Genomic DNA, 21,984 nt, shown 5'->3' on the forward strand with positions numbered 1-21,984 from the left:
GTCTGCTGTAGCGACCAAAAGCGCTCACGAGTGCTCAGCCGACCAGGGGCGTGCGGACGCCGCGCTCGGCGGCGACCTGCTCCGCCCGGCCGTATCCCGCGTCGACGTGCCGGATCACGCCCATGCCCGGGTCGTTGGTCAGCACCCGCGCCAGCTTCTGCGCCGCGAGCTCGGTGCCGTCGGCGACCGTGACCTGACCCGCGTGCAGCGACCGCCCCATGCCGACGCCGCCGCCGTGGTGCAGCGACACCCACGTCGCGCCGGAGGCCGTGTTGACCAGCGCGTTCAGCAGCGGCCAGTCCGCGACCGCGTCCGAGGTGTCGGCCATCGCCTCGGTCTCCCGGTACGGCGAGGCCACCGATCCGCAGTCCAGGTGGTCGCGGCCGAGCACCACCGGCGCCGCGAGCTCGCCGGAGGCCACCATCTCGTTGAACCGCAGGCCCGCCTCGGCGCGCTCGCCGTAGCCGAGCCAGCAGATCCGCGCGGGCAGTCCCTGGAAGGAAACGCGCTCGCCGGCCAGCCGGATCCACCGCGCCAGGTGCTCGTCCTCGCCGAAGAGGTCGAGGATCGCCTGGTCGGTCTTGGCGATGTCGGCCGGGTCGCCGGACAGCGCAGCCCACCGGAACGGGCCCTTGCCCTCGCAGAACAGCGGCCGGATGTAGGCGGGCACGAAACCCGGGTAGGCGAACGCCCGCTCGTAGCCGCCGAGCTGGGCCTCGCCGCGCAGCGAGTTGCCGTAGTCGAAGACCTCCGCCCCGCCGTCGAGGAACCCGACCATCGCTTCCACATGTTTGGCCATCGAGTCGCGCGCCCGCTCGGTGAACTCGTCGGGCTTCTTCGCCGCGTAGTCGGCCCAGTCGTCCACGTCGACGCCCAGCGGCAGGTAGGACAGCGGGTCGTGCGCGGAGGTCTGGTCGGTCACGATGTCGGCGGGCACGCCGCGCCGCAGCATCTCGGGCAGCAGCTCGGCGGCGTTGCCGATCACCGCGACCGAGTACGCGCGCCGCGCAACCTTGGCCGCCACGGCCTTCTCGATGGCGTCGTCGAGGCTGTCGGCGACCTCGTCGAGGTAGCCGTGCCGGACGCGGCGGTGCGCGCGTTCGGCGTCGCATTCGACGACGAGCGCCACGCCGTCGTTCATCGTCACTGCCAGCGGCTGCGCACCGCCCATGCCACCGAGCCCGGCGGTGATGGTCAGCGTGCCCGCGAGGCTGCCGCCGAAGCGGCGGGCCGCGATCGCGCCGAACGTCTCGTAGGTGCCCTGCAGGATGCCCTGAGTGCCGATGTAGATCCACGATCCGGCGGTCATCTGGCCGTACATCATCAGGCCGAGCGCGTCGAGGCGCCGGAACTCCGGCCAGTTCGCCCAGTCGCCGACGAGGTTGGAGTTGGCGATCAGCACCCGCGGCGCCCACTCGTGGGTCTGCAGCACGCCGACCGGCTTGCCGGACTGGACGAGCAGCGTCTCGTCCTCGCGCAGCGTCGTCAGTTCCCGGACGATCGCGTCGAACGACGCCCAGTTCCGCGCCGCCTTGCCGGTGCCGCCGTAGACGACGAGGTCGTCGGGCCGCTCGGCGACCTCCGGGTCGAGGTTGTTCTGCAGCATCCGCAAGGGTGCTTCGGTGCTCCAGCTCCGCGCGGTCAGCGTGCTCCCGCGCGGGGCTCGCACGGGTCGGGCTTCGCTCATGGCAACCTCCGGTCCACTGTGGAGTTCGTGAAGCCGGCGGCGGTGTCGCGCACCGCGCCGGAACGGATCAGCTCTTCGGCCGCCGCGATCTCCGGCGCGATGTGGCGATCGGGGCCGGGGCCCGGGACGCGGGTGCGCAGCAGGTCCCGCACGGCGCCGGTGGCCGGGCCCGGCTGCAGCGGCGCGCGCAGGTCGAGGGCGCGGGCGGCGGTGAGCAGCTCGACGGCGAGCACGGTCGTCAGGCCGTCGATGGCGCGGCGGAGCTTGCGGGCCGCCGACCAGCCCATCGACACGTGGTCCTCCTGCATCGCGCTGGTCGGGATGGAGTCGACCGACGCGGGCGCGGCGAGCCGCTTCAGCTCGGCGACGAGGCCCGCCTGCGTGTAGTGGGCGATCATGTGCCCGGAGTCCACGCCCGGGTCGTCGGCGAGGAACGCGGGCAGCCCGTGCGAGCGCGCGACGTCGAGCATCCGGTCGGTGCGGCGCTCGGACATGCTGGCGACGTCGGCGAGCGGGATGGCCAGGAAGTCCAGCGCGTAGGCCAGCGGCGCGCCGTGGAAGTTGCCGTTGGACTCGACCCGGCCGTCGTCGAGGACCACCGGGTTGTCGATGGCGGCCGCGAGCTCCCGGTCGGCCACGGTCTCGGCGTGGGTGACGGTGTCCCGCGCCCCGCCGTGCACCTGCGGCGCGCAGCGCAGCGAGTACGCGTCCTGCACGCGCGTGCAGTCGTCGCCCCGGTGGCTCGCCATGATCGGCGAGTCCGCCAGCAGCGCCGACATCCGCGCCGCGGACACCGCCTGCCCCGGGTGTGGGCGCAGGCGCTGGAGGTCGGCGGCGAACACCCGGTCGGTGCCCAGCAGCGCCTCCACGCTCATCGCCGCGGTCACATCGGCCACGTCCAGCAGCGCGGACAGGTCGTGCAGCGCGAGCACCAGCATGCCGAGCATGCCGTCGGTGCCGTTGGTCAGCGCCAGGCCTTCCTTCTCCACCAGCACCACCGGCTCGATCCCGGCGTCGGCCAGCGCTTCGGCGGCCGGGCGGAGCCGCCCCGAAGCGTCGAAGGCGTCGCCCTCGCCGGTCAGCGCGAGCGCGACGGACGCCAGCGGCGCGAGGTCGCCGGAGCAGCCGAGGGAGCCGTGCTCGTGCACCACGGGCACGATGCCCGCGTTGAGCATCGCCGCCAGCGCGTGCGCGGTTTCCAGGCGGACGCCGGTGCGCCCGGTGGCGATCGTGTGCAGCCGCAGCAGCATCTGCGCCCGCACCACCTCCGCCTCCGCCGCCGGACCGGCGCCGGCCGCGTGCGACCGGACGAAGGACTGCTGCAGGGCCGCGCGCCGGTCGGCCGGGATGTGCCGCACGGCCAGCGCCCCGAAGCCGGTCGACACCCCGTAGGTGGGGCGCTTCTCGGCGGCGAGGGCCTCGATGTGCTTGCGCGTCGCGACGATGCCCTGTTCGGCGAGCCGGGTCAGTTCTACCCGCGTCGCGGCGCGCGCGACGGCCACGACCTGCTCGCGGTGCAACGGCTCCGGACCAACATTCAGCATGTCGTCCTGCATATCTCCATACCAGCGCGACGGCGCTACCGGCAGAAGCCCGGATGGGGTGAGAATGTCTGGAATACGAGACCGGAACCCGAATGGAGGCTGCCGTGGGCGGTAGCAGCGACGTGCCGGCGCTGCGGCGCGGGCTGGCCATCCTGCGGGTCCTCGCGGGCCGCGCCGGGCCGGTGTCGGCCGGGGTCATCGCCCGCGACCTGGACCTGCCCAGGTCGACGACCTACCACCTGCTGGCCGAGCTGGTCGCCGCCGGCTTCGTGACCCACCTGCCCGAGGAGCGGCGCTACGGGCTGGGCATGGCGGCCTTCGAGCTCGGCTCCGCCTACCTGCGCCACGACCCGCTGGAACGCCTCGCCGGGCCGCTGCTGCGGCGGCTGGTGGACCAGGTCGGCCGCACCGCGCACCTGGGCGTCCTGCACGGCGGCGAGTCGCTGTACCTGATCAAGGAGCGGCCGTCGCAGCCGCAGACGCTGGTCACCGACGTGGGCGTCCGGCTGCCCGCGCAGCTGACGGCGTCCGGGCGCGCGATGCTCGCGCACCTGCCCGCCGCGCACGTGCGCGCGCTCCTGCCGTCCAGCGAACGGTTCGTGCTGCGCACCGACCGGGGCCCGCGGAACCTGCCCGAACTGCGCCGGCTGCTCGCGGCGGAGCGCCGCTGCGGCTGGGCGGTCGAGGACGGTTTCGTGACGGCGGGCTTCGCCTCGGTGGCGTGCGCGGTGTTCGACCACGGCGCCCGCCCCATCGCGGCGATCAGCGTGACGTTCCGCCACTTCTGCGACACCCCGGGCGGCGAACCCTGCGCCGAGACCTGGCCGGACCTGGCCGCCCAGGTCCACCACGCGGCAACGGAGCTGACCACCAGAATCAGCGGCCGCACCGCCTAAGCCCGTGAGCGCTTTGTGTCGCCATAGCAGCACAAAACGCTCACGGGCCTTGAACGAGCCGCGAGATCACAGCCCCGCCGAGGCGACGAATTCCTTGGCGACGTCCGCCGGGTTGGCCTTCTCGACCTCCAGCTTGCGGTTGAGCTCCGTGAGCTTGTCCGTGTCGAGGGCCCGGGACACCTTGTTCAGCGCCTCCGCCTGCTGTGGGGTCAGCTTCCCCTTGTGCACCAGCGGAACCACGTTCTGCGCCGGGAACATGTTCTTCGGGTCGTCCAGCTTCACCAGGTTGTTCGCCGCGATCTGCGACGAGGTGGTGAACAGGTTCGCCACCTGGATCTGCCCGGCGGTCAACGCGTTGACCGTGATGGTGCCCGCCTCCACGGGGCGGATCTCCTTGAACCGGCAGCCGTAGACCTCCGCGATCTTGGTCTCCCAGCGGGACTTCCACTCCGCGGGCGCGCCGAGCACGAACTCACCGCAGCGCGGCCCGAGGTCGGCCATCGAGCGCACCCCGGTGCCCGCGGTGGCCGCGGTGACGGTCAGCACGTCGGAGTCCTCGGCCGGGGACTGCTCCAGCAGCTCCATTTCGCCCGGCACGGCCTTCTTCAGCTGGTCGTAGACCTGCTGGGTCTCGGTCGCCGGCGACTGCGGGTCCAGGTACTGGAGCAGGTTGCCGGTGTAGTCGGGAACCACCGCCAGCTCGCCGTTGCGCACCGCGTTCACGTAGAACTCCCGGGCGCCGATGCGCGGCCGGGTCTCCACCTCGGCACCGGTGGTCTTCAGCGCCTCGGCGTAGACGTGCATCAGCAGCTCGCTCTCGGCGAAGTCCGCCGAGCCGACCACCAGCGCGCCACCGGCGGCGTCCCGGTTGGCCTGCAACGGGTCCTGCGAACCGCAGCCGGTCAGCAGCAGCGCCGCCGCGGCGGCGCACACCAGCAACCGCTTCATCAATCCTTACCTCCTCGTCGGGCGGCCAGCACCAGACCGCGCGGCACCAACAGCCGGGTCGCGCCGGCCAACACCAGGTCGAGCAGGACCGCGAGCCCCGCGATGACGATCGCGGCCGAGGCCATCTGCGCGTAGTTGCTGATCTTCAACCCGTCCAGCAGGATCCGCCCCAGCCCGCCGAGCCCGACGTAGGCGGCGACGGCCGCGGTGGCGACCACCTGCAGCATCGCGCTGCGCACCCCGCCGAGCAGCAGCGGCAGCGCGGTCGGCAGCTCCACCTGCCACAGCCGCTGCATCGGCGTCATGCCCATGCCCTTGGCCGCGTCGACCGCGTCGGCGGGCGCGTTGCGGACCCCGGCGTAGGCGCCGGAGAGGATCGCCGGGATGGCGAGGATGACCAGCCCGGCCAGCGCCGGGCCTTCCCCGAGCCCGAACCCCAGCACCAGCAGCGTCACCACGCCCAGCGTCGGCAGCGCCCGCATCGCGTTGCTGATCCCCACCACGAACACCGCGCCGCGCCCGGTGTGCCCGATGTAGACACCCAGCGGGACGGCCACCACGGACGCGGCGGCGACCGAGAGCACGCAGTAATACAGGTGCAGCAGGGTTTGCGCCGCGATTCCGCCCGGCCCCGTCCAGTGCGCCGGGTCGGTCAGCCAGGCGATCAGCGAGCCGATCATGCGCCGCTCACCCCCGCCCGCGCCCACGGCGTCAGCAGCCGCCACAACGCCACCAGCAGCAGGTCGACCACCAGTGCCAGCAGCACGGTCAGCACGATGCCCACGATGATCTGCGCCGGGTAGTCCAGCTGGAACCCGGCGGTGAACAGCCTCCCCAGGCCGCCGATGCCGACCAGCGCGCCCACGCTGACCAGGCTGATGTTGCTGACCGACGCGACCCGGACGGCTGCCGCCAGCACCGGCACCGCCAGCGGCAGCTCCACGGCCAGGAACCGCCGGCCGGAGCGGTAGCCCATCGCGGTCGCGGCGGTGACGATGTGCGCGGGCACCGATTCCAGGGCGTCCCGGACCGGCCGCACCAGCAGCGCCGCGGTGTAGAGCGTCAGGGCGATGATCACGTTGATCGAGGACAGCAGCGGCGTGCCCAGCAGCCCGGGGATGATCACGAACAGGGCCAGCGACGGGATCGTGTAGAAGATGTTGGCGCTGCCCTGCAGTAGGCCGCGCAGCCAGCGCACCTGCTGCGCGAGGCGGCCCAGCGGCAGCGCCACCAGGACGCCGAGCAGCAGCGGCAGCAGCGATAGGTAGATGTGCTGGCCGAGTTGTTCGAGCACCATCTCCCGGTTGCTGGGGCTGCTGAAGAAGTCGATCATGTCAGCCCTTCGCCGTCCGCGCGGCGGTGCTGCTCGATCAGGCCGAGCACGTGGTCGGCGGTGATCACGCCGACGTACCGGCCGTCGCCGTCGACGACGACGCCGAGGCCCGACGGCGCGGACAGCGCCGCGTCCAGCGCTCCGCGCAGCGGGGTGTGCCGGGTGTGCAGCGAGCCGCCGGCGACCAGCTGCGCCTCGGCCAGCTCACCATCCACAGTGGAGCCCGGCGGGAGCCAGCCGCGCGGCCGGCCGTCGCCGTCCAGCGCGAGCCGCCAGCGCTGCTCCGGCGCCACCCGCGTCCCCACCTCTACCGTGGCCACCGGTTTCGCGCTCAGCCCTTCGGAGTCCACGAAGGACAGCCGGCGGTAGCCGCGGTCCTTGCCGACGAAGGAGGTCACGAAGTCGTCGGCCGGCTCCGCGAGCAGGTCATCGGGCGCGGCGTACTGGACGAGGTGCCCGCCCTGGCGCAGCACCGCGACCTTCTCGCCCAGCTTCACGGCCTCGTCGATGTCGTGCGTGACGAACAGGACCGTCTTGTCCAGCTCGTCCTGCAACCGCAGCAGCTCGTCCTGCAAGCCCTCGCGCACGACCGGGTCCACGGCGCTGAACGGCTCGTCCATCAGCAGCACCGGCGGATCGGCGGCCAGCGCCCGGGCCACCCCGACGCGCTGCTGCTGACCACCGGAGAGCTGCGCCGGGTAGCGCTTGCCCAGCTCCTGCGACAGCCCCACCAGCTCCAGCAGCTCGCTCGCGCGCCGCCGCGCCTCCTGCTTGCTGCGACCGTCCAGCACGGGCACCGTCGCCACGTTGTCGAGGACGTTGCGGTGCGGGAACAGCCCGGCCTGCTGGATCACGTAGCCGATGCCGCGGCGCAGCTGCGCGGGATCGCGCCGGCGGACGTCTTCGCCGCCCACCAGCACCGTTCCCGACGACGGCTCGATCATCCGGTTCACCATCCGCATCAGGGTGGTCTTGCCGCACCCGGACGGCCCCACCAGGACGGTGATCGTGCCAGCCCCCACCGACAGGCTCAGCTCTTGGACGGCGACAGTGCCGTTGTCGTACTGCTTGCGCACGGCCTGGAACTCGATCAACCGAGCCCCCTCGTAGATCGTCGCGGTCCCCCAAACCTGGCCGACCCTAGCTCGATCGGCCGAATCGTGCGATCGGCTGAGACCATCGCGTGATCTTCTCAACAGCGCGCTCCCACGTTCTGGGAACCGGCGCGGCAGCGGCCGCGCGGGGCACGCCGTAAGGTTGAGAACCCGATGAACACTGCTCAGCACCCCGCAACTCCCGAGCCCGTCGACGCCGTGCACGCGGTACTCGCCGAAGCCGGAGTCCTCGCCCGACGGCTGCGCGAAGTCCTCGCCCAGCTCGCCGAAGGCGCGCTGCCGCTCGACGAGCTGATCCGCCGGACGGCCGTCACGCGGCGCACGGTCGAGGACCTGATCGCCACCGCAGGCCCCGACGTCGAAGCCTCCGGCGAGACGTACCGGCTGACGCCGGAGGCCCGCGACCGCTACCGGCGGCGCTTCGCGCTGGACGAGCTGCGCCCCGCCGCGCCCACCGGTGCCGAGCAGCTGGCGAAGATGCGCGAGTTCGTCGAGAACGGGCCGGCGCCTACGGCGGCGCTCGACCACGTGACGGCCACGCCGGAAACGGCGCTGCGCCGCGCCGAATGGCTGCGCGACACCTACGACCTGCGCGGCGCGCAGGTGCTCTGCCTCGGCGACCACGACCTGACTTCGCTGGCGTTGAGCATCGTCGTGCCGTCGGCGTCGGTGACCGTGGTGGACGTCGACGAGCGCATCCTGGAGCACATCGACTCGATCTCGGCCGAGCACGGCTTCGCCGTCCGCACGATGCACGCCGACCTGCGGTTCGGGGTGCCGCCGGTGCTGGAGAGCAGCGCGGACCTGGTGTTCACCGACCCGCCCTACACCCCGGAGGGCATCGGGTTGTTCGCCACCCGGGCCGCCGAATGCCTGGCCGGCCCGAACAGCCGGCTGCTGATCGCCTACGGCTACAGCCCGCGGACGCCGGCGCTGGGGCACAAGGTGCAGCAGGAACTGCTGCGGCTGGGCATGGTGTTCGAGGCGATCCTGCCCCGGTTCCACCGGTACTTCGGCGCGCAGGCCATCGGCAGCGCCAGCGACCTGTACGTGTGCCAGCCGACCGCGCACACCCGCAAGCTGGCGCTGCGCCAAGCGCCGGGGATCTACACGCACGGCCCGCAGTCGGTGGAGGCGCTGGAAGCCTCCGCGCCCGCGGAATTCCTGGAGGCGATCGGCGAACGGGTCGGCGGCCCGGTCACGTCGCTGCGGGATCCCGGCTGGCCCCGGCCGATCCGGCAGCAGCAGGGCGCGCCGGTGTTCGACCTGCGGGCCGACCCGGGGCCGTGGCTGCTGCGGATGTTGTTGGCCTGCAACGCCGAACGCGCCGGATTCGTGGTGCCGAACAACCACCCGGACATCACCAACGAGCGTGCCCAGCGCGCCATTTCCGAGCTGGTCGCGGCGAAGTACCGGCTGCGGTTCCACCGCAGCAGCCCGGACTCGAAGCACGCGATCCTGGTGGCGGACCTGGTCGACACCCCGACGGTGGCGCACCACCTGCTGACCCGGGCGCACGGCAAGGTCGGCAACGTCTGGCGGGAGGCGCTGATCGCGCGCTCCGAGGCGGACCTGACCAAGCGCGAAGCCAGGGAACGGGTCGCCGCGCTCGCCCCGAACGCGGCCGACCTCGAACTGCGCCTGATCGACCTGCCCCGCCACCGGATCGGCGACCTGCTCCGCGCCGCGACACCGTAACGGCCGCGATTCGGCGTTCCCGCCGGCAACGGGGCCGTGAAGGGGCCGTGAGTCTTTTGGGCTGCTACAGCGGCTACAGCGACACAAAGTACTCACGGCCCCGGACCTGCGGAAACGCCGCTCCTGAAGCGCGATGCCCCGGGGTCAGGCTCCTGGGATCGGCACGGGGCCGCGTTCGAGGAGGTCGCGGAACTCGTGGGCCGGGATCGCCTTGGAGAACAGCCAGCCCTGGTAGGCGTCCACGCCGACGCCGCAGAGCACGTGGAACTGCGTCGCGGTCTCCACGCCCTCGGCGACGCACTGGCGGCCCATCGCTCGCGCCATGTCCACGACCGCCCGCGCCACCGCGAAGTCCGAGGCGTCGCCGCCGACGCCGGCGACGAACCGGCGGTCCACCTTGATGATCTGCGCCGGCAGGTCCTTCAGGCGGGCCAGCGACGAGTAGCCGGTGCCGAAGTCGTCGACGGCGAACCGCACGCCGCGCGCCACCAGCTCGCCCATCTCGTGCCGGGTCCGCGACGGCAGGTCCACCAGCGCCGTCTCCACCAGCTCCAGGATCACCCGGCTCCAGGCGATGCCGGTCTCGGCGACGATGTCGGCGACCCCGTCGACGAACTCCGGGCCGCCCGGCACCAGGCCCGCCAGGTTCACCGCGACGCCGACCGGGCGGCCGTTGCGGGCCGGCCACGTCGCCGCCTCCCGGAGCGCGGTCCGCAGCACCCAGCGGTCCAGCTCGCGCAGCAGGTCGCCCTGCTCCGCGACCGGCAGGAACGCGTCCGGCGCGAGCATCCCGCGATCCGGGTGCGGCCAGCGCACCAGCGCCTCGGCGGTGACGACCACGCCTTCGGAGTTCACCACCGGCTGGTAGTGCAGGACGAGCCCGTCGTTGTTCAGCGCCTCCCGCAGCTGGCCCTCCAGCTGCAGCTGCCGGTCCGCCGAGGCCATCAGGGCGGGGCTGGCCAGCGAGACCTTGCCCGTGCCGCGGCGCTTCGCCTCGAACATCGCCGCGTCGGCGAACCGCAGCAGGTCCTCGCCGCCGGCCCCCGATCCGTTGGGCACCGCGGCGCCGATCGACGACGACACCCGGATCAGCTGGCCGTGCACCGGCACCGCGGTGCGCAGCAGCCCGGACACCCGGGTCGCCAGCGAGTCGACGCCGCCGACGGCCTCGATGTCCTGGCAGATGATCACGAATTCGTCGCCGGACAACCGGGCCGCCGTGCAGCCGTCCGGCAGCCCGCCTTCGAGCCGCCGGGCCAGCGCGACCAGCAGCTCGTCCCCGGCGTCGTGGCCCAGTGAATCGTTTACCCGTTTGAAGTTGTCGATGTCGCAGAACAGCACCGCGACGCGGTGCGAGTCGGCGCGCCCGAGCAACCCGAGCAGCAGGTCCTTCACCGCCGCGCGGTTCGGCAGCCCGGTCAGGTCGTCGTGGGTGGCCTGGTAGCGCAGGGCCTCGGCCGCGCGGCGCCGCTCGGTGATGTCCTGGAAGACCACCAGCCAGAACTGGGTGCCGTCGTCCTGCACCGACGACGACGTGTGCAGCTCGCAGTACACCGGCTCGCCGTCGGAGCGCACCAGCACCCGCTGCGGCACCCGGCGCCGGAGGCCCGGCCGCTCGCTCGGCGTGGGCAGGCCGGTATCCCGCTCGTCGGGGTGGGTGATCTGGGGCACCGACATGCCGCGCAGCTGCTCCAGCCGGTAGCCGAGCAGGTCGCACAGCGTGTCGTTGGCGTCGACCAGCCGTTCGGCCCGGTCGAACAGCCCGATCCCGACCGGCGTGATGTTGACCAGGTCGCTGAAGCGCTGGCTGGACCGCTCCATGCGGGTCACCACCGCGCGCTGCTCGGTGACGTCCTGCACGGTGCCGACCAGGACGACTTCGCCGTCGGCGTCCTCGATCGCGGTGCCGTGCAGCCGCAGGATCCGCATCGTGCCGTCGATCCGCACGTAGCGGTGCTCGACCTCGATCGGTTCGCGCCGGTCGAGCAGCGGTTCCCAGGCCTGCCGGACCCAGTCCTTGTCGTCCGGGTGCACCCGCTCCAGGTAGGTGGCGAAGGTGGTGTGCGCGGTGGCCGGCTTGCCGATGATCTCGTGCAGCATCCGCGACAGCCGGATGTCGTCGACCCGCGGATCCCACTCCCAGGTGCCGAGCCGGGCGATCCGCTGCGCGTCCTGCAGCTTGCGCCGCTCGTCGCGGAGCTGGCGTTCCAGCGCCCGGTGTTCGGTGACGTCCTGGACGGTGCCCTGCACCCGCTCGATCCGGCCGGAGCGGTTGTACTCGGCGCGGCCGGTGCACAGGTAGACCCGCTTGCCGGGCAGGTCGCGGAGCTCGACCTCCAGCAGTTCGCCCTCGGGCGCGGAGAGCACGTCGGCGTAGAACTGGGCGGCGCGATCCATGTCCTCGGGATGGGTCGCCGAGATCATCGAGCCCGCGTCGGTGGCGTTCTCGGCGCCCGAGCCGCCGAGGAACTCGGCGAGCACCGGGCTGCGGTAGAGCTCACCGGTTTCCGGGTAGAACACCCAGCTGCCGACCTTGGCGATGCGCTGCGCCTCGATCAGCCAGCGCCGCTCGTTGGAGTTGGCGGCGTCGGCCACCGCCGGTGCCGCCTCGGTGAGGTCGGAGACGTCCGTCAGCACCGTGACGCGCAGCTGCTCGTCGTCGGCGTGCGGCCAGCTCAGCGGGCGGACCGGGATCCGGCCGGTGCGCGTCCGCAGCATTGAAACCACGCCGTCGCGGGACACGAGGTCCGCGAGGCGGCAGCCGATCAGCGCGTCGGGGCCGGTCTCGCCGGCGAGCGTCGCGGCCTGTTCCGTCGCCCGCACCACGATGCCGTCCGCGGTGCTCAGCAGGGCCGGTGCGGCCGGCAGCGGGACAAGTTCGAACGTTTCGGCGCAGGCGCCGGCCAGGCCGAGACCACCGGAGGCCGTCCGGTTCCGCTCGCTCCGCTCGGTCAACTGCACCCCTCCTGCGTGGCGGCCGCGCGGCCGCCGATTCCGGACGCCGGATCCGCCACTGATGAGTGACGTGAGACACAGCGATCCGTGCGGCCGACCTTACCGGTCAATGCACCCGCGGTAACGCCATGGTGCCGGGGCATCTGACCGGTTCCCTGGAGTGGTGACAGCCGTCGCCCGACATGATGACGCCGACAACCGAAATCCGTTGGCCGCCGCCGATGCGACGGGGCCGGGGGAGCCGCTGCTGGCTCCCCCGGCCCCGCTGCACGCCAACCGAACCTACCGCCGTCCGGTCAGGTGGCAACAGCCTCGACGGCTCATGCCTTGGCGACTCCGTCGGCCCGCGCCGCCTTCGCGACGGCCGCGCTGACCTCGGGCGCCACCCGCGGGTCCAGCGGGCTGGGCACGATGTAGTCGGCGCTGAGGTCGTCGGCGGCGACGGCCGCGATCGCCTCGGCCGCGGCGACCTTCATGTTGTCGGTGATCTTGCGCGCCCCGACGTCCAGCGCGCCCTTGAAGATGCCCGGGAACGCCAGCACGTTGTTGATCTGGTTCGGGAAGTCGCTGCGCCCGGTGGCGACCACGGCGGCGTACCGCTTGGCGACGTCCGGGTGGATCTCCGGGTCGGGGTTGGACAGCGCGAACACGATGGCGCCGTCGGCCATCGTCGCCACCAGCTCCTCCGGGAGCTGCCCGACCGAAACGCCGACCACCACGTCGGCGCCGCGCAGCGCCTCGGCGGGCCCGCCGGTGATCCCGCTGGCGTTGGTGAACCCGGCGAGCTCCTGCTTGATCGGCGTCAGGTCTTCCCGACCGGAGTGGATCACGCCGCGCGAGTCGAGCATGGTGATCTCGCCGACGCCGGCGGTGTGCAAGATCTTCGCGCAGGCGACGCCCGCCGCGCCGGCACCGGAGATCACCACTCGCAGCGAGCCCAGCTCACGGCCGACGACCTTGGCGGCGTTGCGCAGCGCGGCGAGCACGACCACGGCGGTGCCGTGCTGGTCGTCGTGCATGACCGGGCAGTTCAGCGCCTCGGAAACCCGGCGCTCCAGCTCGAAGCAGCGCGGCGCGGAGATGTCCTCCAGGTTGACCGCGCCGAAGGACGGACGAAGCCGGACCAGGGTCTCCACGATCTCGTCGACGTCGGTGGTGTCCAGCACCAGCGGGATCGAGTCGAGCCCGGCGAATGTCTTGAACAGCGCGGACTTGCCCTCCATCACCGGCAGCGAGGCCCGCGGCCCGATGTCGCCCAGGCCGAGCACCGCGGTGCCGTCGCTGACCACGGCGACGAGCCGCTGGGTCCACGTGTAGCGGTCGGCCAGCGCCGGGTCGCTGGCGATCGCCCGGCTGACCTGCGCCACGCCGGGGGTGTACGCGATCGACAGATCCCGCGCGGAATCCAGCGGCGCGGTCACGCCGACGGCGAGCTTGCCGCCCTCGTGGGCCGCGAAGATCTCCTCATTGGTCAAATCCGCACCGACTCCGCTTGCGGTGCTGTCGTTGACGGTGGTCACGGCGTCCCTCCAAGTAGCCATGCCTGCGGCCCGGGCACATTCCGGGCCGGGCGAACCGGGCGGCGCTGTGCCGCCCGTGCGACGCTCGCCTGCCCAGGCGTGCCGGACAGGCGAGTGTTTCGAAATAACCGAGACCTGCCGCCCTGGTCGGACAGCGGCTCTCGGCGGACGCTGCGGTTCGGACAGTGTGCCAGGCCGCGAGATCAGTGTCAGCGACCGGGATCACACAACCTCACCAGCAAGTTCAACAGTTTGTCAAGGCTCACTGGCAGTACGCGCGTCCTATTTGGATCTGCTTTCGGCAGTACGCTCGTCCGGTTTCAGTCCGGCATTTCGCAGTACGTACGTCCGGTTTGAATAAGGGGTCGAATAGCTCGCACGGCCGATATCAACTCCGCCCCACCGATCCGCATTCCGACCGGGCCCATAGGCTTTCGGACGTGCAGGTACGTCGACTTGAGATCACGGGCGCCTACGAGTTCACCCCGAAGGCCTTCCCCGACCACCGCGGGCTGTTCGTCGCGCCGTTCCAGGAAGCGGCGTTCGTCGACGCCACCGGGCACCCCCTGCGGGTCGCGCAGACCAACCACAGCGTCTCGGCGCGCAACGTCATCCGCGGCCTGCACTTCGCCGACGTGCCGCCGGGCCAGGCGAAGTACGTGTACTGCCCGCGCGGCGCGCTGTTAGACGTGGTGGTCGACATCCGCGTCGGCTCCCCGACCTTCGGGCAGTGGGAGGCGGTCCGGCTGGACGCCACCGAATACCGCGCCGTCTACCTCGCCGAAGGGCTCGGGCACGCCTTCGCCGCGCTCACCGACGACACCGTGATGACCTACCTCTGCTCCACGCCGTACAACCCGGCGGCCGAGCACGGCATCGACCCGCTCGACCCGGATCTGGCGCTGCCGTGGTCCGACCTCGACGGCGAGCCGATCCTGTCCGAAAAGGACCGAGCCGCCCCGGGCCTCGCGCAGGCCGCCGAGCAAGGCCTGCTTCCGGATTACGAAACCTGCCTGGCCCACTACGAAAGCCTGCGCGGCTGAGCCGTCACCGCACGCGGCCGGGCTTCGGCCAGAGGCGCCAGCGGATGACGCCGAGCACCTCGGCCGGGCCGAGCTCCCGCGAATCCGTCGAACCGAAGGCGTTGTCGCCCTCGACGTGCCAGCCGCCGCCGTCGCGCCGCAGCGCGCGCTTCACCGAAAGCTGCCCCGGACGCTGCGCCCAGCGCACCAGCACGACGTCTCCCGGCCGGGCGGAACCCCGCAGCCGCAACAACACCACGTTGCGATCCCGCAGGGTGGGAACCATGGACGGCCCGCGCACCAGCAACCGCCGCCAAGGCCACCGCCCGAGGGATTTCACAGGCACCTCCAATGGGACTTCGAGGATCTTCAAGAGTAGGGTCGCCCCTGTCGGAGCACTCACTTGTCAGGGAGGAATCATGCGACTCCTGTCGCGAATCCTCAGCCCCCGCCTCGAGGCAACCGCGCACTGCGACCTGCCGTGCGGCGTGTACGACCCGGCGCAGGCGCGGATCGAGGCTGAGTCCATCAAGGCGATCCAGGAGAAGTACCAGGCCAATGAGGACCCGGAGTTCCGCACTCGCGCGATTCTGATCGCCGAGCAGCGCTCCGAGTTGGTCAAGCACCACCTGTGGGTGCTGTGGACCGACTACTTCAAGCCGCCGCACTTCGAGAAGTACCCGCAGCTGCACGAGCTGATCAACAAGGCCACCAAGGCCGCGGGCGCGGCCGGGACCAAGGGTTCCATGGAGGCCAAGTCGGGTCAGCAGCTGCTGGACTACATCGCCGAGATCGACAAGATCTTCTGGGAGACCAAGCAGGGCTGAGGTCGTAGTTCCGCGAGGACGCCGGCCGGCGGGAACTTCCGCCGACCGGCGTTCTTTCGTGTTCCGGCCCGGCAGACTGGGCGGATGGGACTTGATCAAACGTTGGTGGACGCTGCCATCGAGCTGCTGGAACGCCGTTGGGCGCACGCCGAGCAGGCCGTGGCGGCCGCCGTGCGGCTCGACGACGGCCAGATCCTGACCAGCACCAGCCTCGACAACCTCAACGCCGCCGCCACCCTGTGCGCCGAGACCGGCGCGCTCTGCCAGGCGTACACGCTCGACAAGCGCGTCACCGCGTCCGTCTGCGTCAGCAAATGGCCTGGTGCCGAAGGCCATCCCGTGCTCGCGCCGTGCGGCGTCTGCCAGGAGCGGCTGGCGTTGTGGGGCCCGGACGTCGAGGTGGCGGTGGCCGACGCGGACAGCCCTTCGGGGTGGTCGGCGCGGACGCTGCGCGAGCTGAACCCGTTCTACTGGGGAACCCTGTTCTCCGCCGACGGCGGCTGGCCGTCCACCGCCGAGCACCTCGCCTGATCCGGCAACCGAAATTCGAATGCGCCCGCGTGCGCGCGTGTCCACAATTGACGACCGTGGACGTTCCGGAACCGACGCGGCTCGGGCTGCACGAACTCGCCGACGGGCGCCGCCTCGCCTGGGGCGAGTGGGGCGCGGCGGACGGCGCCGCCGTCCTGCTGTGCCCCGGAGCCGCGACGAGCCGGCGGCTCGGGTTCGGCGCCGATGCCGTCGACGCGCTGGGAATCCGGCTCATCTCGGTGGACCGGCCCGGCCTGGGCGCCTCCGATCCCGCACCCGGGCGCACGCTCCGCGACTGGGCCGGCGACATCGCCGAATTGGCCGCCGGGCGCGGCATCGACGACCTCGCGGTCGTCGGCTACTCGGCCGGTGGACCGTTCGCCCTGGCCTGCGCGGCGGCGGGCGTCGCGAGCCGGGCCGCCGTCGTCGCCGGGGCCGACGAGTTCGCGGTGCTCGGCGACGCGCTCCCCGGCGACCTGCGGGACATGGTCGGCGCGGTCGCCGCCGATCCGGCGGCGGCCGAGGAGTCGTTCGCCGAGTTCGGCAGCCCCGAGGCGCTGTGGAAGCTGATCGTCGCCTTCAGCCCGGAAACCGACCTCGCCGTCTACCGGAACCCGAAGTTCGAGCGGGCTTTCCGCCGTGCCATGGCCGACGGTTTCGCGCAGGGCGCGGCGGGGTACGCCCGCGACACCGCGCTGGCCATGAGCCGCTGGCCGTTCGCGGCGGAGGACATCCGCGTCCCCGTCGACCTCTGGTACGGCCGGCTGGACACCAGCCCGAGCCACTCGCCCGACTTCGGCGCCACGCTGGCCCGGCGCATCCCGGGTGCCCGGCACCACCTCGTCCCGGACGCCGGCGGCGCCCTGCTCTGGACCCACGCCGAGCAGATCCTCCGCGGCCTGCTGGATCAGTCGGCGCCGGCCGGCGACTGACCGGCCGGCGCCGCTCGATCACCCCTCGACGGCCTCGCCGAACAGGAAGTCCGCCGCCGTGGTCTCCGCTTCGGCGAGCACCTGCTCCCCCGCCGCGGTCTCGGTGTCGTGGACGAGCCGGAGCTCCGCGTCCTCGATGCCGCAGAAGTTCGAGACGCCCATGCGGAGCTGGGTGTCCATCGCCCCGGACAGGCCGGCTTCCGCGTATCCGCCGCTCGCCCCGCCGGCCAGACCCAGCCACAGCATCCGCTTCCCGGCCAGCCGCGCTTCGGCGGCGCCGTAGGCGAAGCCGTTGTTCCACACCCGGTCGATCCAGCCCTTGACGATCGCCGGCGGGCCGAACCACCACACCGGGAACACCACCACGATCACGCCGGCGGCGTCGATGCGCGCCATGTGCGCCCGGACCTCGGGCGAGTAGGTCTTGCCGGGATCCTTCCAGTCGGGCTCGTCGGCGGTCTCCAGGCGCGGGTCGAACCCCTCGGCGTAGAGGTCGAGCAGGTCCACCTCGTACTGCGCCGCCTTCAGCCTGCGGTGCACCCGGTCGGCCGCCTTGGCGGTCAGCGAGTCGGCGCGCGGGTGCGCGACGACGACGAGGGCCCGTTCTCCCTGGTGGGACGTCATTTCAGCATTCCTCCGATTCGTGCGGTTCGTCAGTCGCCCAGCCGGACGAGCATCTTTCCGGTGTTGGCGCCGTTCAAGACGCCCATCAACGCCTCGGGAGCCCGCTCGATTCCACGCTCCACTGTGGACTCCGCGTGCAGGCTGCCGTCGGCGAGCCAGCCCGCGGCCTTGCCGGTGTACTCGCCGAACCGGTCGAAGTAGCGGCCGGAGAGCAGGCCGCGCATCGTGATGTCCTTGCCCGCCAACTGGAAGTAGTTGCGCGGACCCGCGGCCGGCGCCCCGGCGTTGTAGCCGCTGATGGCGCCCACCAGGGCGATCCGGCCGCCGACGCGCATCGCGTCGATGGCGGCCTCCAGGTGCTCCCCGCCCACGTTGTCGAGGTAGACGTCGATGCCGTCCGGCGCGACCGCGTCGAGCTGCTCGGCGACCGGCGCGGCCCGGTAGTCGATGGCGGCGTCGAACCCGAACGCCTCGCGCAGTTTGCGCGCCTTGACCGGGCCGCCGGCCGAGCCGATCACCTTGGCGGCCCCGAACTTGCGGGCCAGCTGGCCGGCGATGCTGCCCACCGCCCCGGCCGCCGCGGACACGAACACCACGTCCCCGGGCCGCACCGGCGCGATCTCGGTGAACGCCACGTAGGCGGTCAGCCCGGTCGTCCCCAGCGGGCCCAGGTAGTCCTGCGCCGCGGCGATCGAGGTGTCGACCTGCTCGACCTCGGCCGCGTCCACGACCGCGAACTCGCGCCAGCCGAGCCAGTGCCGGACGATCGCCCCGACCGGCACCTCCGGTGCCTCGGACGCGATGACCTCCCCGACCGCCGGGCCGTCCAGCACCTCCCCCACCCGGAACTGCGGCAGGTAGGTGACCTCCGGGTTCATCCGCTCCCGCATGTAGGGGTCGACCGACATCCAGGTGTTGCGCACCAGCACCTGCCCCGCTGCGGGGGTGGGCACCGGCGCCTCGGCGAGCGCGAAGTTCGCCGCGGTGGGCGCCTTGCCCGGCTTCTCGACCAGGCGGATCTCCCGACCGATGCCGGGATTGCCGTCGTTGCTCATCCCGAATCCCTCCTCGAAATCGGGGCAAGCTTGCGCGGCGCCGGTTGTGGTTCGTTTCGGATTCGATTGCGGCGCACCGTTATCGCAGGTCACCTCCGGACTCGCGGGTAGTGTGAGCGGCGTGCGATTCGGGGTGTTGGGTCCGCTTGCGGTGTGGACGGACGACGGCACACCCGTGCACGTCCCCGAGGCGAAGGTGCGCGCCCTGCTCGCGGACCTTCTCGTCGCGGGCGGCAGGCTCCTGTCCACCGACCGGCTCATCGAGGACCTGTGGGGCGCGGCGCCGCCCGGCAAGCCGGTGCCCTCGCTGCGGGCGAAGGTCTCGCAGTTGCGGCGCGTCCTCGACGAGGCGGAACCCGGCGGCCGCGGCCTCGTGGAGTTCCGCTCCGGCGGATACCGGCTGGCCGTCGACGCCGAAGCGGTCGACATCGGCGGCTTCGCGGCCCTGACCTCGCGCGCCCGCGCCGCCGACCCGCGCACCCGCGCCGCCCTGCTCACCGAGGCCCTCGACCTGTGGCGCGGCGAAGCCCTCGCCGACTTCGCCGACGAGCCCTTCGCGGTCCCGGCCGCCACCGAGCTGCACGAGCAGCAGCTGGCGGCACGGGAAGACCGCGCGGCAGCGCGCCTCGAACTGGGCGAGCACGCCGAGGTCGTCACCGAACTGGCCGGGCTCAGCGCCCGCCACCCGCAACGGGAACGGCTGCACGCGATCTACCTGCGCGCGCTGTACGGATCGGGGCGGCAGGCGGAAGCGCTGAAGGCGTACGAGCGGCTGCGCACCCGGCTCGCCGACGAACTCGGCGTCGACCCGAGCCCGGAGCTGTCCGCGCTGCACCAGTCGATGCTCCGGCAGGAGCCCCGGCTCAACGCGCCCCGCGGCGACGTGCGCGGAAACCTGCCGGCTCCGGTGTCGGCGTTGATCGGCCGCGACGGCGCACCGGAGTCCCTCCGCGCCCTGCTGGACGCCGAACGCCTCGTGACGCTGACCGGTCCCGGCGGGGTCGGCAAGACACGGCTATCGCTTGCGGCCGCGCACGCGGCGGCCGGATCCTTCCCCGATGGCGCTTGGCTCGTGGAGCTGGCCGCCATCGACGCCGCCGCCGGAGTGGCCGGGGTGGCCGACGGCGTCGCCGCCGCTCTCGGGCTGCGCGACGAGGTCAGCCGGTCCGGCCTGGACTCGGTCGCCCGGCTGTCGGAAGCCTTGCGCAGCAAGCACTTGCTGATCGTCCTCGACAACTGCGAGCACCTCGTCGACGCGGCGGCCGCGCTGGCCGAGGGGCTGCTGGCGGCCGCGCCCGGCCTGCGCCTGCTGGCCACCAGCCGGGAACCGCTGCACCTGCCCGGCGAGCGCCTGTGGGCGGTGCCGACGCTCGACCTACCCGCGCACGCCACCCCGGAGGCGGTGCGGCAGGCCGGCGCGGCACGGCTGTTCATCGCCAGGGCTGTCGCCGCGTCGCCCGGCTTCGCCCCGGACCGGCTCGGCGAAGCCGACGCGGCCGCGATCGCGGCGATCTGCCGGCGCCTCGACGGGCTGCCGCTGGCGCTGGAACTCGCGGCCTCGCGGGTGCGCGGGCTCGGCGTCCGCGAGCTCGCCGCGCGGCTGGACGACCGTTTCGACCTGCTGACCACCCGCAACCGCCGAGCCCCGACCCGGCACCAGACGCTGCGGGCCGTCATCGACTGGAGCTGGGACCTGCTGGAACCGGCGGAACAGATCGTGCTGCGCCGCCTGGCCGTGCACGCCGACGGCTGCACCCTCGCCGCCGCGGAAGCGGTCTGCGCCGACGAACGCGTGCCCGCCGCCGAGGTCGTGGACGTGCTGGCGCGGCTGGTGGACCGGAGCCTGGTCGCGGTGGGCTTCCCGGACGGCAGGCCCCGCTACCGGCTGCTGGAGTCGGTGGCCGAATACAGCCGGGAAAAGCTCGCCGAGGCGGCCGAAACCGACGATCTCCGGCTCCGGGCCCGCCGGTACTACGCCGCGTTCGCCGAGCGCGCCGACACCGGCCTGCGCGGCGCGGAACAACGCGACTGGTTGCGCGGCTTCGAGCCGGAACTGCCGAACCTGCGGGCGTCCCTCGACGATGCGCTGCACCACCAGGACGCGGTGCCGATCCGGCAACTGGCGGGCGCGACGTCCTGGTACCTGTTCCTGACAGGACGGCTCCGGGAAGCGCACCAACTGCTGCACGCCGTCGCCGGGCGATCGGCCGTCCTGGCCGCCTGGCGGGACGGCATGGCCGTGCTGTGCGGAATGGACCGCCACGCGGCACGCGAACGCCCCGGCATCGCCTCCGCCGTCGACCGGGCGAGGGCGGAGTGGTTCATCGACTACGCCCACGTCGACCTCGGCGACTTCTCCGGTGGCGCGGAAGTCCTCGACGGCGCATTGCGCGCCTGCCGGGACGCAGGCGACCGCTGGGGCGCGGCCGCGGTGCTGAGCAACCGCGCCCGGCGCGCGTTCGTGCGCGGCGACCTCGCGGCCGCCCGAACGGACGCCACCGAGGCGTTGGCGCTGTTCGGCGAGCTGGGCGACCAGTGGGGGCGATTGCAGGCGACGGCACCGCTGGCCGGGCTCGCCGAGATCACCGGCGACTACGCGCAGGCCGAGCGGATGCACCGCGACGGACTGCGGATCGCCGAGGACCTCGGCCTCTGCTCGGAGGCCGCCGACCAGCTCTCCGGGCTGGGCCGGATCGCGCTGCTGACCGGCGACCTCGCCGCCGCCGAGGCGCACCACCGGCGCGCGGCGGAGCTCGCCGCCGAGGTCAACGACCCGCAAAGCGAGGTCTACGCCGAGTTCGGCCTGGCCCTGACCGCGCGCCGCCGAGGCCACCTGGACGAGGCAGAACGCCTGTGGCAGCGCCAGCTGACGTGGAGCCGCCAGGCCGCGGACGATCCGGGCGCCGCCCTGGCGCTGTCCGAACTCGGCTTCATCGCCGAACTGCGCGACGCCCCCGAAGCGGCGCGGAACCTCCACGCCGAAGGGCTTGCCCTGGCCCGCGGCACCGGCGATCCGCGCGCGGTCGCACTGGCCCTGGAAGGACTGGCCGGCGCCGAAGCGCTGGCCGGTGAAGCTGCGGCGGCAGCGCGGCTGCTCGGCCGGGCAGCGGCCGCACGGGAGTCGGTCGGAGCTCCGCTACCGCCTGCGGAGCGCCACGACGTCGACCGGATCGCCGGCCGGGCGCGGAAAGCGGCGAGCCCCGCGGTGTTCGACGCGGAGTTCTCGGCGGGCCGCACGACGGGCCCGGCACCGGCGCGGCACTCGTCCTGATCGGTGGGGTGCTCGTCCTTGAGGAC

The 21,984-nt window shown here is 72.7% G+C and carries 18 protein-coding genes; 7 read left to right on the forward strand and 11 right to left on the reverse strand.

Annotated features, from left to right (window positions below; all coding sequences use genetic code 11):
• Positions 1–34: 34 nt before the first annotated feature.
• Together hutU and hutH are read right to left on the reverse strand one after the other, a co-directional pair.
• Entirely contained in the window at positions 35–1,687 is a 1,653-nt protein-coding gene (gene hutU, locus AC07EQ_RS22925; RefSeq protein ID WP_478389949.1) for a urocanate hydratase, read from the reverse strand.
• On the reverse strand, positions 1,684–3,231 hold the full coding sequence (gene hutH, locus AC07EQ_RS22930; protein WP_478389950.1) for a histidine ammonia-lyase: 1,548 nt from the start codon (positions 3,229–3,231) through the stop codon (positions 1,684–1,686). Before hutH ends, hutU begins: the two co-directional genes overlap by 4 nt.
• Before the next feature lie 104 nt (positions 3,232–3,335).
• On the opposite strand from hutH, the gene AC07EQ_RS22935 reads away from it, so the two are divergent.
• Positions 3,336–4,127, forward strand: coding sequence for an IclR family transcriptional regulator (locus AC07EQ_RS22935; RefSeq protein ID WP_478389951.1), 792 nt, complete (start codon positions 3,336–3,338; stop codon positions 4,125–4,127).
• 66 nt (positions 4,128–4,193) lie between these two features.
• Here AC07EQ_RS22935 and AC07EQ_RS22940 read toward each other — a convergent pair whose 3' ends face one another.
• From AC07EQ_RS22940 to AC07EQ_RS22955, 4 genes are read right to left on the reverse strand one after another with little or no spacing between them, the layout of a single operon-like run.
• Positions 4,194–5,075 carry an ABC transporter substrate-binding protein gene (locus AC07EQ_RS22940; RefSeq protein ID WP_478389952.1) on the reverse strand — a complete coding sequence of 294 codons (882 nt, stop codon included), beginning with the start codon at positions 5,073–5,075 and terminating at the stop codon, positions 4,194–4,196.
• Positions 5,075–5,755, reverse strand: coding sequence for an ABC transporter permease (locus AC07EQ_RS22945; protein WP_478389984.1), 681 nt, complete (start codon positions 5,753–5,755; stop codon positions 5,075–5,077). The genes AC07EQ_RS22940 and AC07EQ_RS22945 overlap by 1 nt, the downstream gene beginning before the upstream one ends.
• Positions 5,752–6,408 carry an ABC transporter permease gene (locus tag AC07EQ_RS22950; protein WP_478389953.1) on the reverse strand — a complete coding sequence of 219 codons (657 nt, stop codon included), beginning with the start codon at positions 6,406–6,408 and terminating at the stop codon, positions 5,752–5,754. Before AC07EQ_RS22950 ends, AC07EQ_RS22945 begins: the two co-directional genes overlap by 4 nt.
• Positions 6,405–7,502: an ABC transporter ATP-binding protein gene (locus AC07EQ_RS22955; RefSeq protein ID WP_478389954.1), complete on the reverse strand. Its 1,098-nt coding sequence runs from the start codon at positions 7,500–7,502 to the stop codon at positions 6,405–6,407. The genes AC07EQ_RS22950 and AC07EQ_RS22955 overlap by 4 nt, the downstream gene beginning before the upstream one ends.
• Positions 7,503–7,676: 174 nt before the next feature.
• Here AC07EQ_RS22955 and AC07EQ_RS22960 point away from each other — a divergent pair, with 174 nt between their 5' ends.
• Positions 7,677–9,221 (forward strand): bis-aminopropyl spermidine synthase family protein, encoded by a 1,545-nt coding sequence (locus AC07EQ_RS22960; RefSeq protein WP_478389955.1) that lies wholly within the window; start codon positions 7,677–7,679, stop codon positions 9,219–9,221.
• A 144-nt stretch (positions 9,222–9,365) separates the two neighbouring features.
• Here the strand turns inward: AC07EQ_RS22960 and AC07EQ_RS22965 are convergent, their stop codons facing one another.
• Positions 9,366–12,182, reverse strand: a complete 2,817-nt coding sequence (locus tag AC07EQ_RS22965; RefSeq protein WP_478389956.1) for a sensor domain-containing protein — start codon at positions 12,180–12,182, stop codon at positions 9,366–9,368.
• Positions 12,183–12,496: 314 nt separating this feature from the next.
• A complete protein-coding gene (locus tag AC07EQ_RS22970; protein ID WP_478389957.1) occupies positions 12,497–13,696 on the reverse strand; it encodes an NAD(P)-dependent malic enzyme in 1,200 nt (399 codons plus the stop codon).
• Between the two features lie 440 nt (positions 13,697–14,136).
• Here AC07EQ_RS22970 and AC07EQ_RS22975 point away from each other — a divergent pair, with 440 nt between their 5' ends.
• Positions 14,137–14,739, forward strand: a complete 603-nt coding sequence (locus tag AC07EQ_RS22975; protein WP_478389958.1) for a dTDP-4-dehydrorhamnose 3,5-epimerase family protein — start codon at positions 14,137–14,139, stop codon at positions 14,737–14,739.
• Between the two features lie 4 nt (positions 14,740–14,743).
• Here AC07EQ_RS22975 and AC07EQ_RS22980 read toward each other — a convergent pair whose 3' ends face one another.
• Positions 14,744–15,058 carry a S24/S26 family peptidase gene (locus AC07EQ_RS22980; protein WP_478389959.1) on the reverse strand — a complete coding sequence of 105 codons (315 nt, stop codon included), beginning with the start codon at positions 15,056–15,058 and terminating at the stop codon, positions 14,744–14,746.
• A gap of 79 nt (positions 15,059–15,137) precedes the next feature.
• Between AC07EQ_RS22980 and sodN the strand changes: the two genes are divergently transcribed.
• The 3 genes from sodN to AC07EQ_RS22995 all read left to right on the forward strand — a co-directional run bounded on the left by sodN (position 15,138) and on the right by AC07EQ_RS22995 (position 17,008).
• Complete coding sequence (sodN, locus tag AC07EQ_RS22985) at positions 15,138–15,545, forward strand: superoxide dismutase, Ni (protein ID WP_093277413.1); 408 nt, start codon at positions 15,138–15,140, stop codon at positions 15,543–15,545.
• A gap of 84 nt (positions 15,546–15,629) precedes the next feature.
• Positions 15,630–16,076: a cytidine deaminase gene (locus AC07EQ_RS22990; protein WP_478389960.1), complete on the forward strand. Its 447-nt coding sequence runs from the start codon at positions 15,630–15,632 to the stop codon at positions 16,074–16,076.
• Between the two features lie 56 nt (positions 16,077–16,132).
• Positions 16,133–17,008, forward strand: a complete 876-nt coding sequence (locus AC07EQ_RS22995; RefSeq protein WP_478389961.1) for an alpha/beta fold hydrolase — start codon at positions 16,133–16,135, stop codon at positions 17,006–17,008.
• A gap of 18 nt (positions 17,009–17,026) precedes the next feature.
• Here the strand turns inward: AC07EQ_RS22995 and AC07EQ_RS23000 are convergent, their stop codons facing one another.
• On the reverse strand, positions 17,027–17,632 hold the full coding sequence (locus AC07EQ_RS23000; RefSeq protein ID WP_478389962.1) for an NAD(P)H oxidoreductase: 606 nt from the start codon (positions 17,630–17,632) through the stop codon (positions 17,027–17,029).
• 29 nt (positions 17,633–17,661) lie between these two features.
• The gene (locus AC07EQ_RS23005) at positions 17,662–18,687 is read right to left on the reverse strand and encodes an NADP-dependent oxidoreductase (RefSeq protein ID WP_478389963.1); all 1,026 of its coding nucleotides are present in this window, start codon (positions 18,685–18,687) and stop codon (positions 17,662–17,664) included.
• A gap of 121 nt (positions 18,688–18,808) precedes the next feature.
• Between AC07EQ_RS23005 and AC07EQ_RS23010 the strand changes: the two genes are divergently transcribed.
• The gene (locus tag AC07EQ_RS23010; protein ID WP_478389964.1) at positions 18,809–21,958 is read left to right on the forward strand and encodes an AfsR/SARP family transcriptional regulator; all 3,150 of its coding nucleotides are present in this window, start codon (positions 18,809–18,811) and stop codon (positions 21,956–21,958) included.
• Positions 21,959–21,984 lie beyond the last annotated feature (26 nt).

This window comes from Saccharopolyspora sp. NPDC045839, from assembly GCF_056431645.1.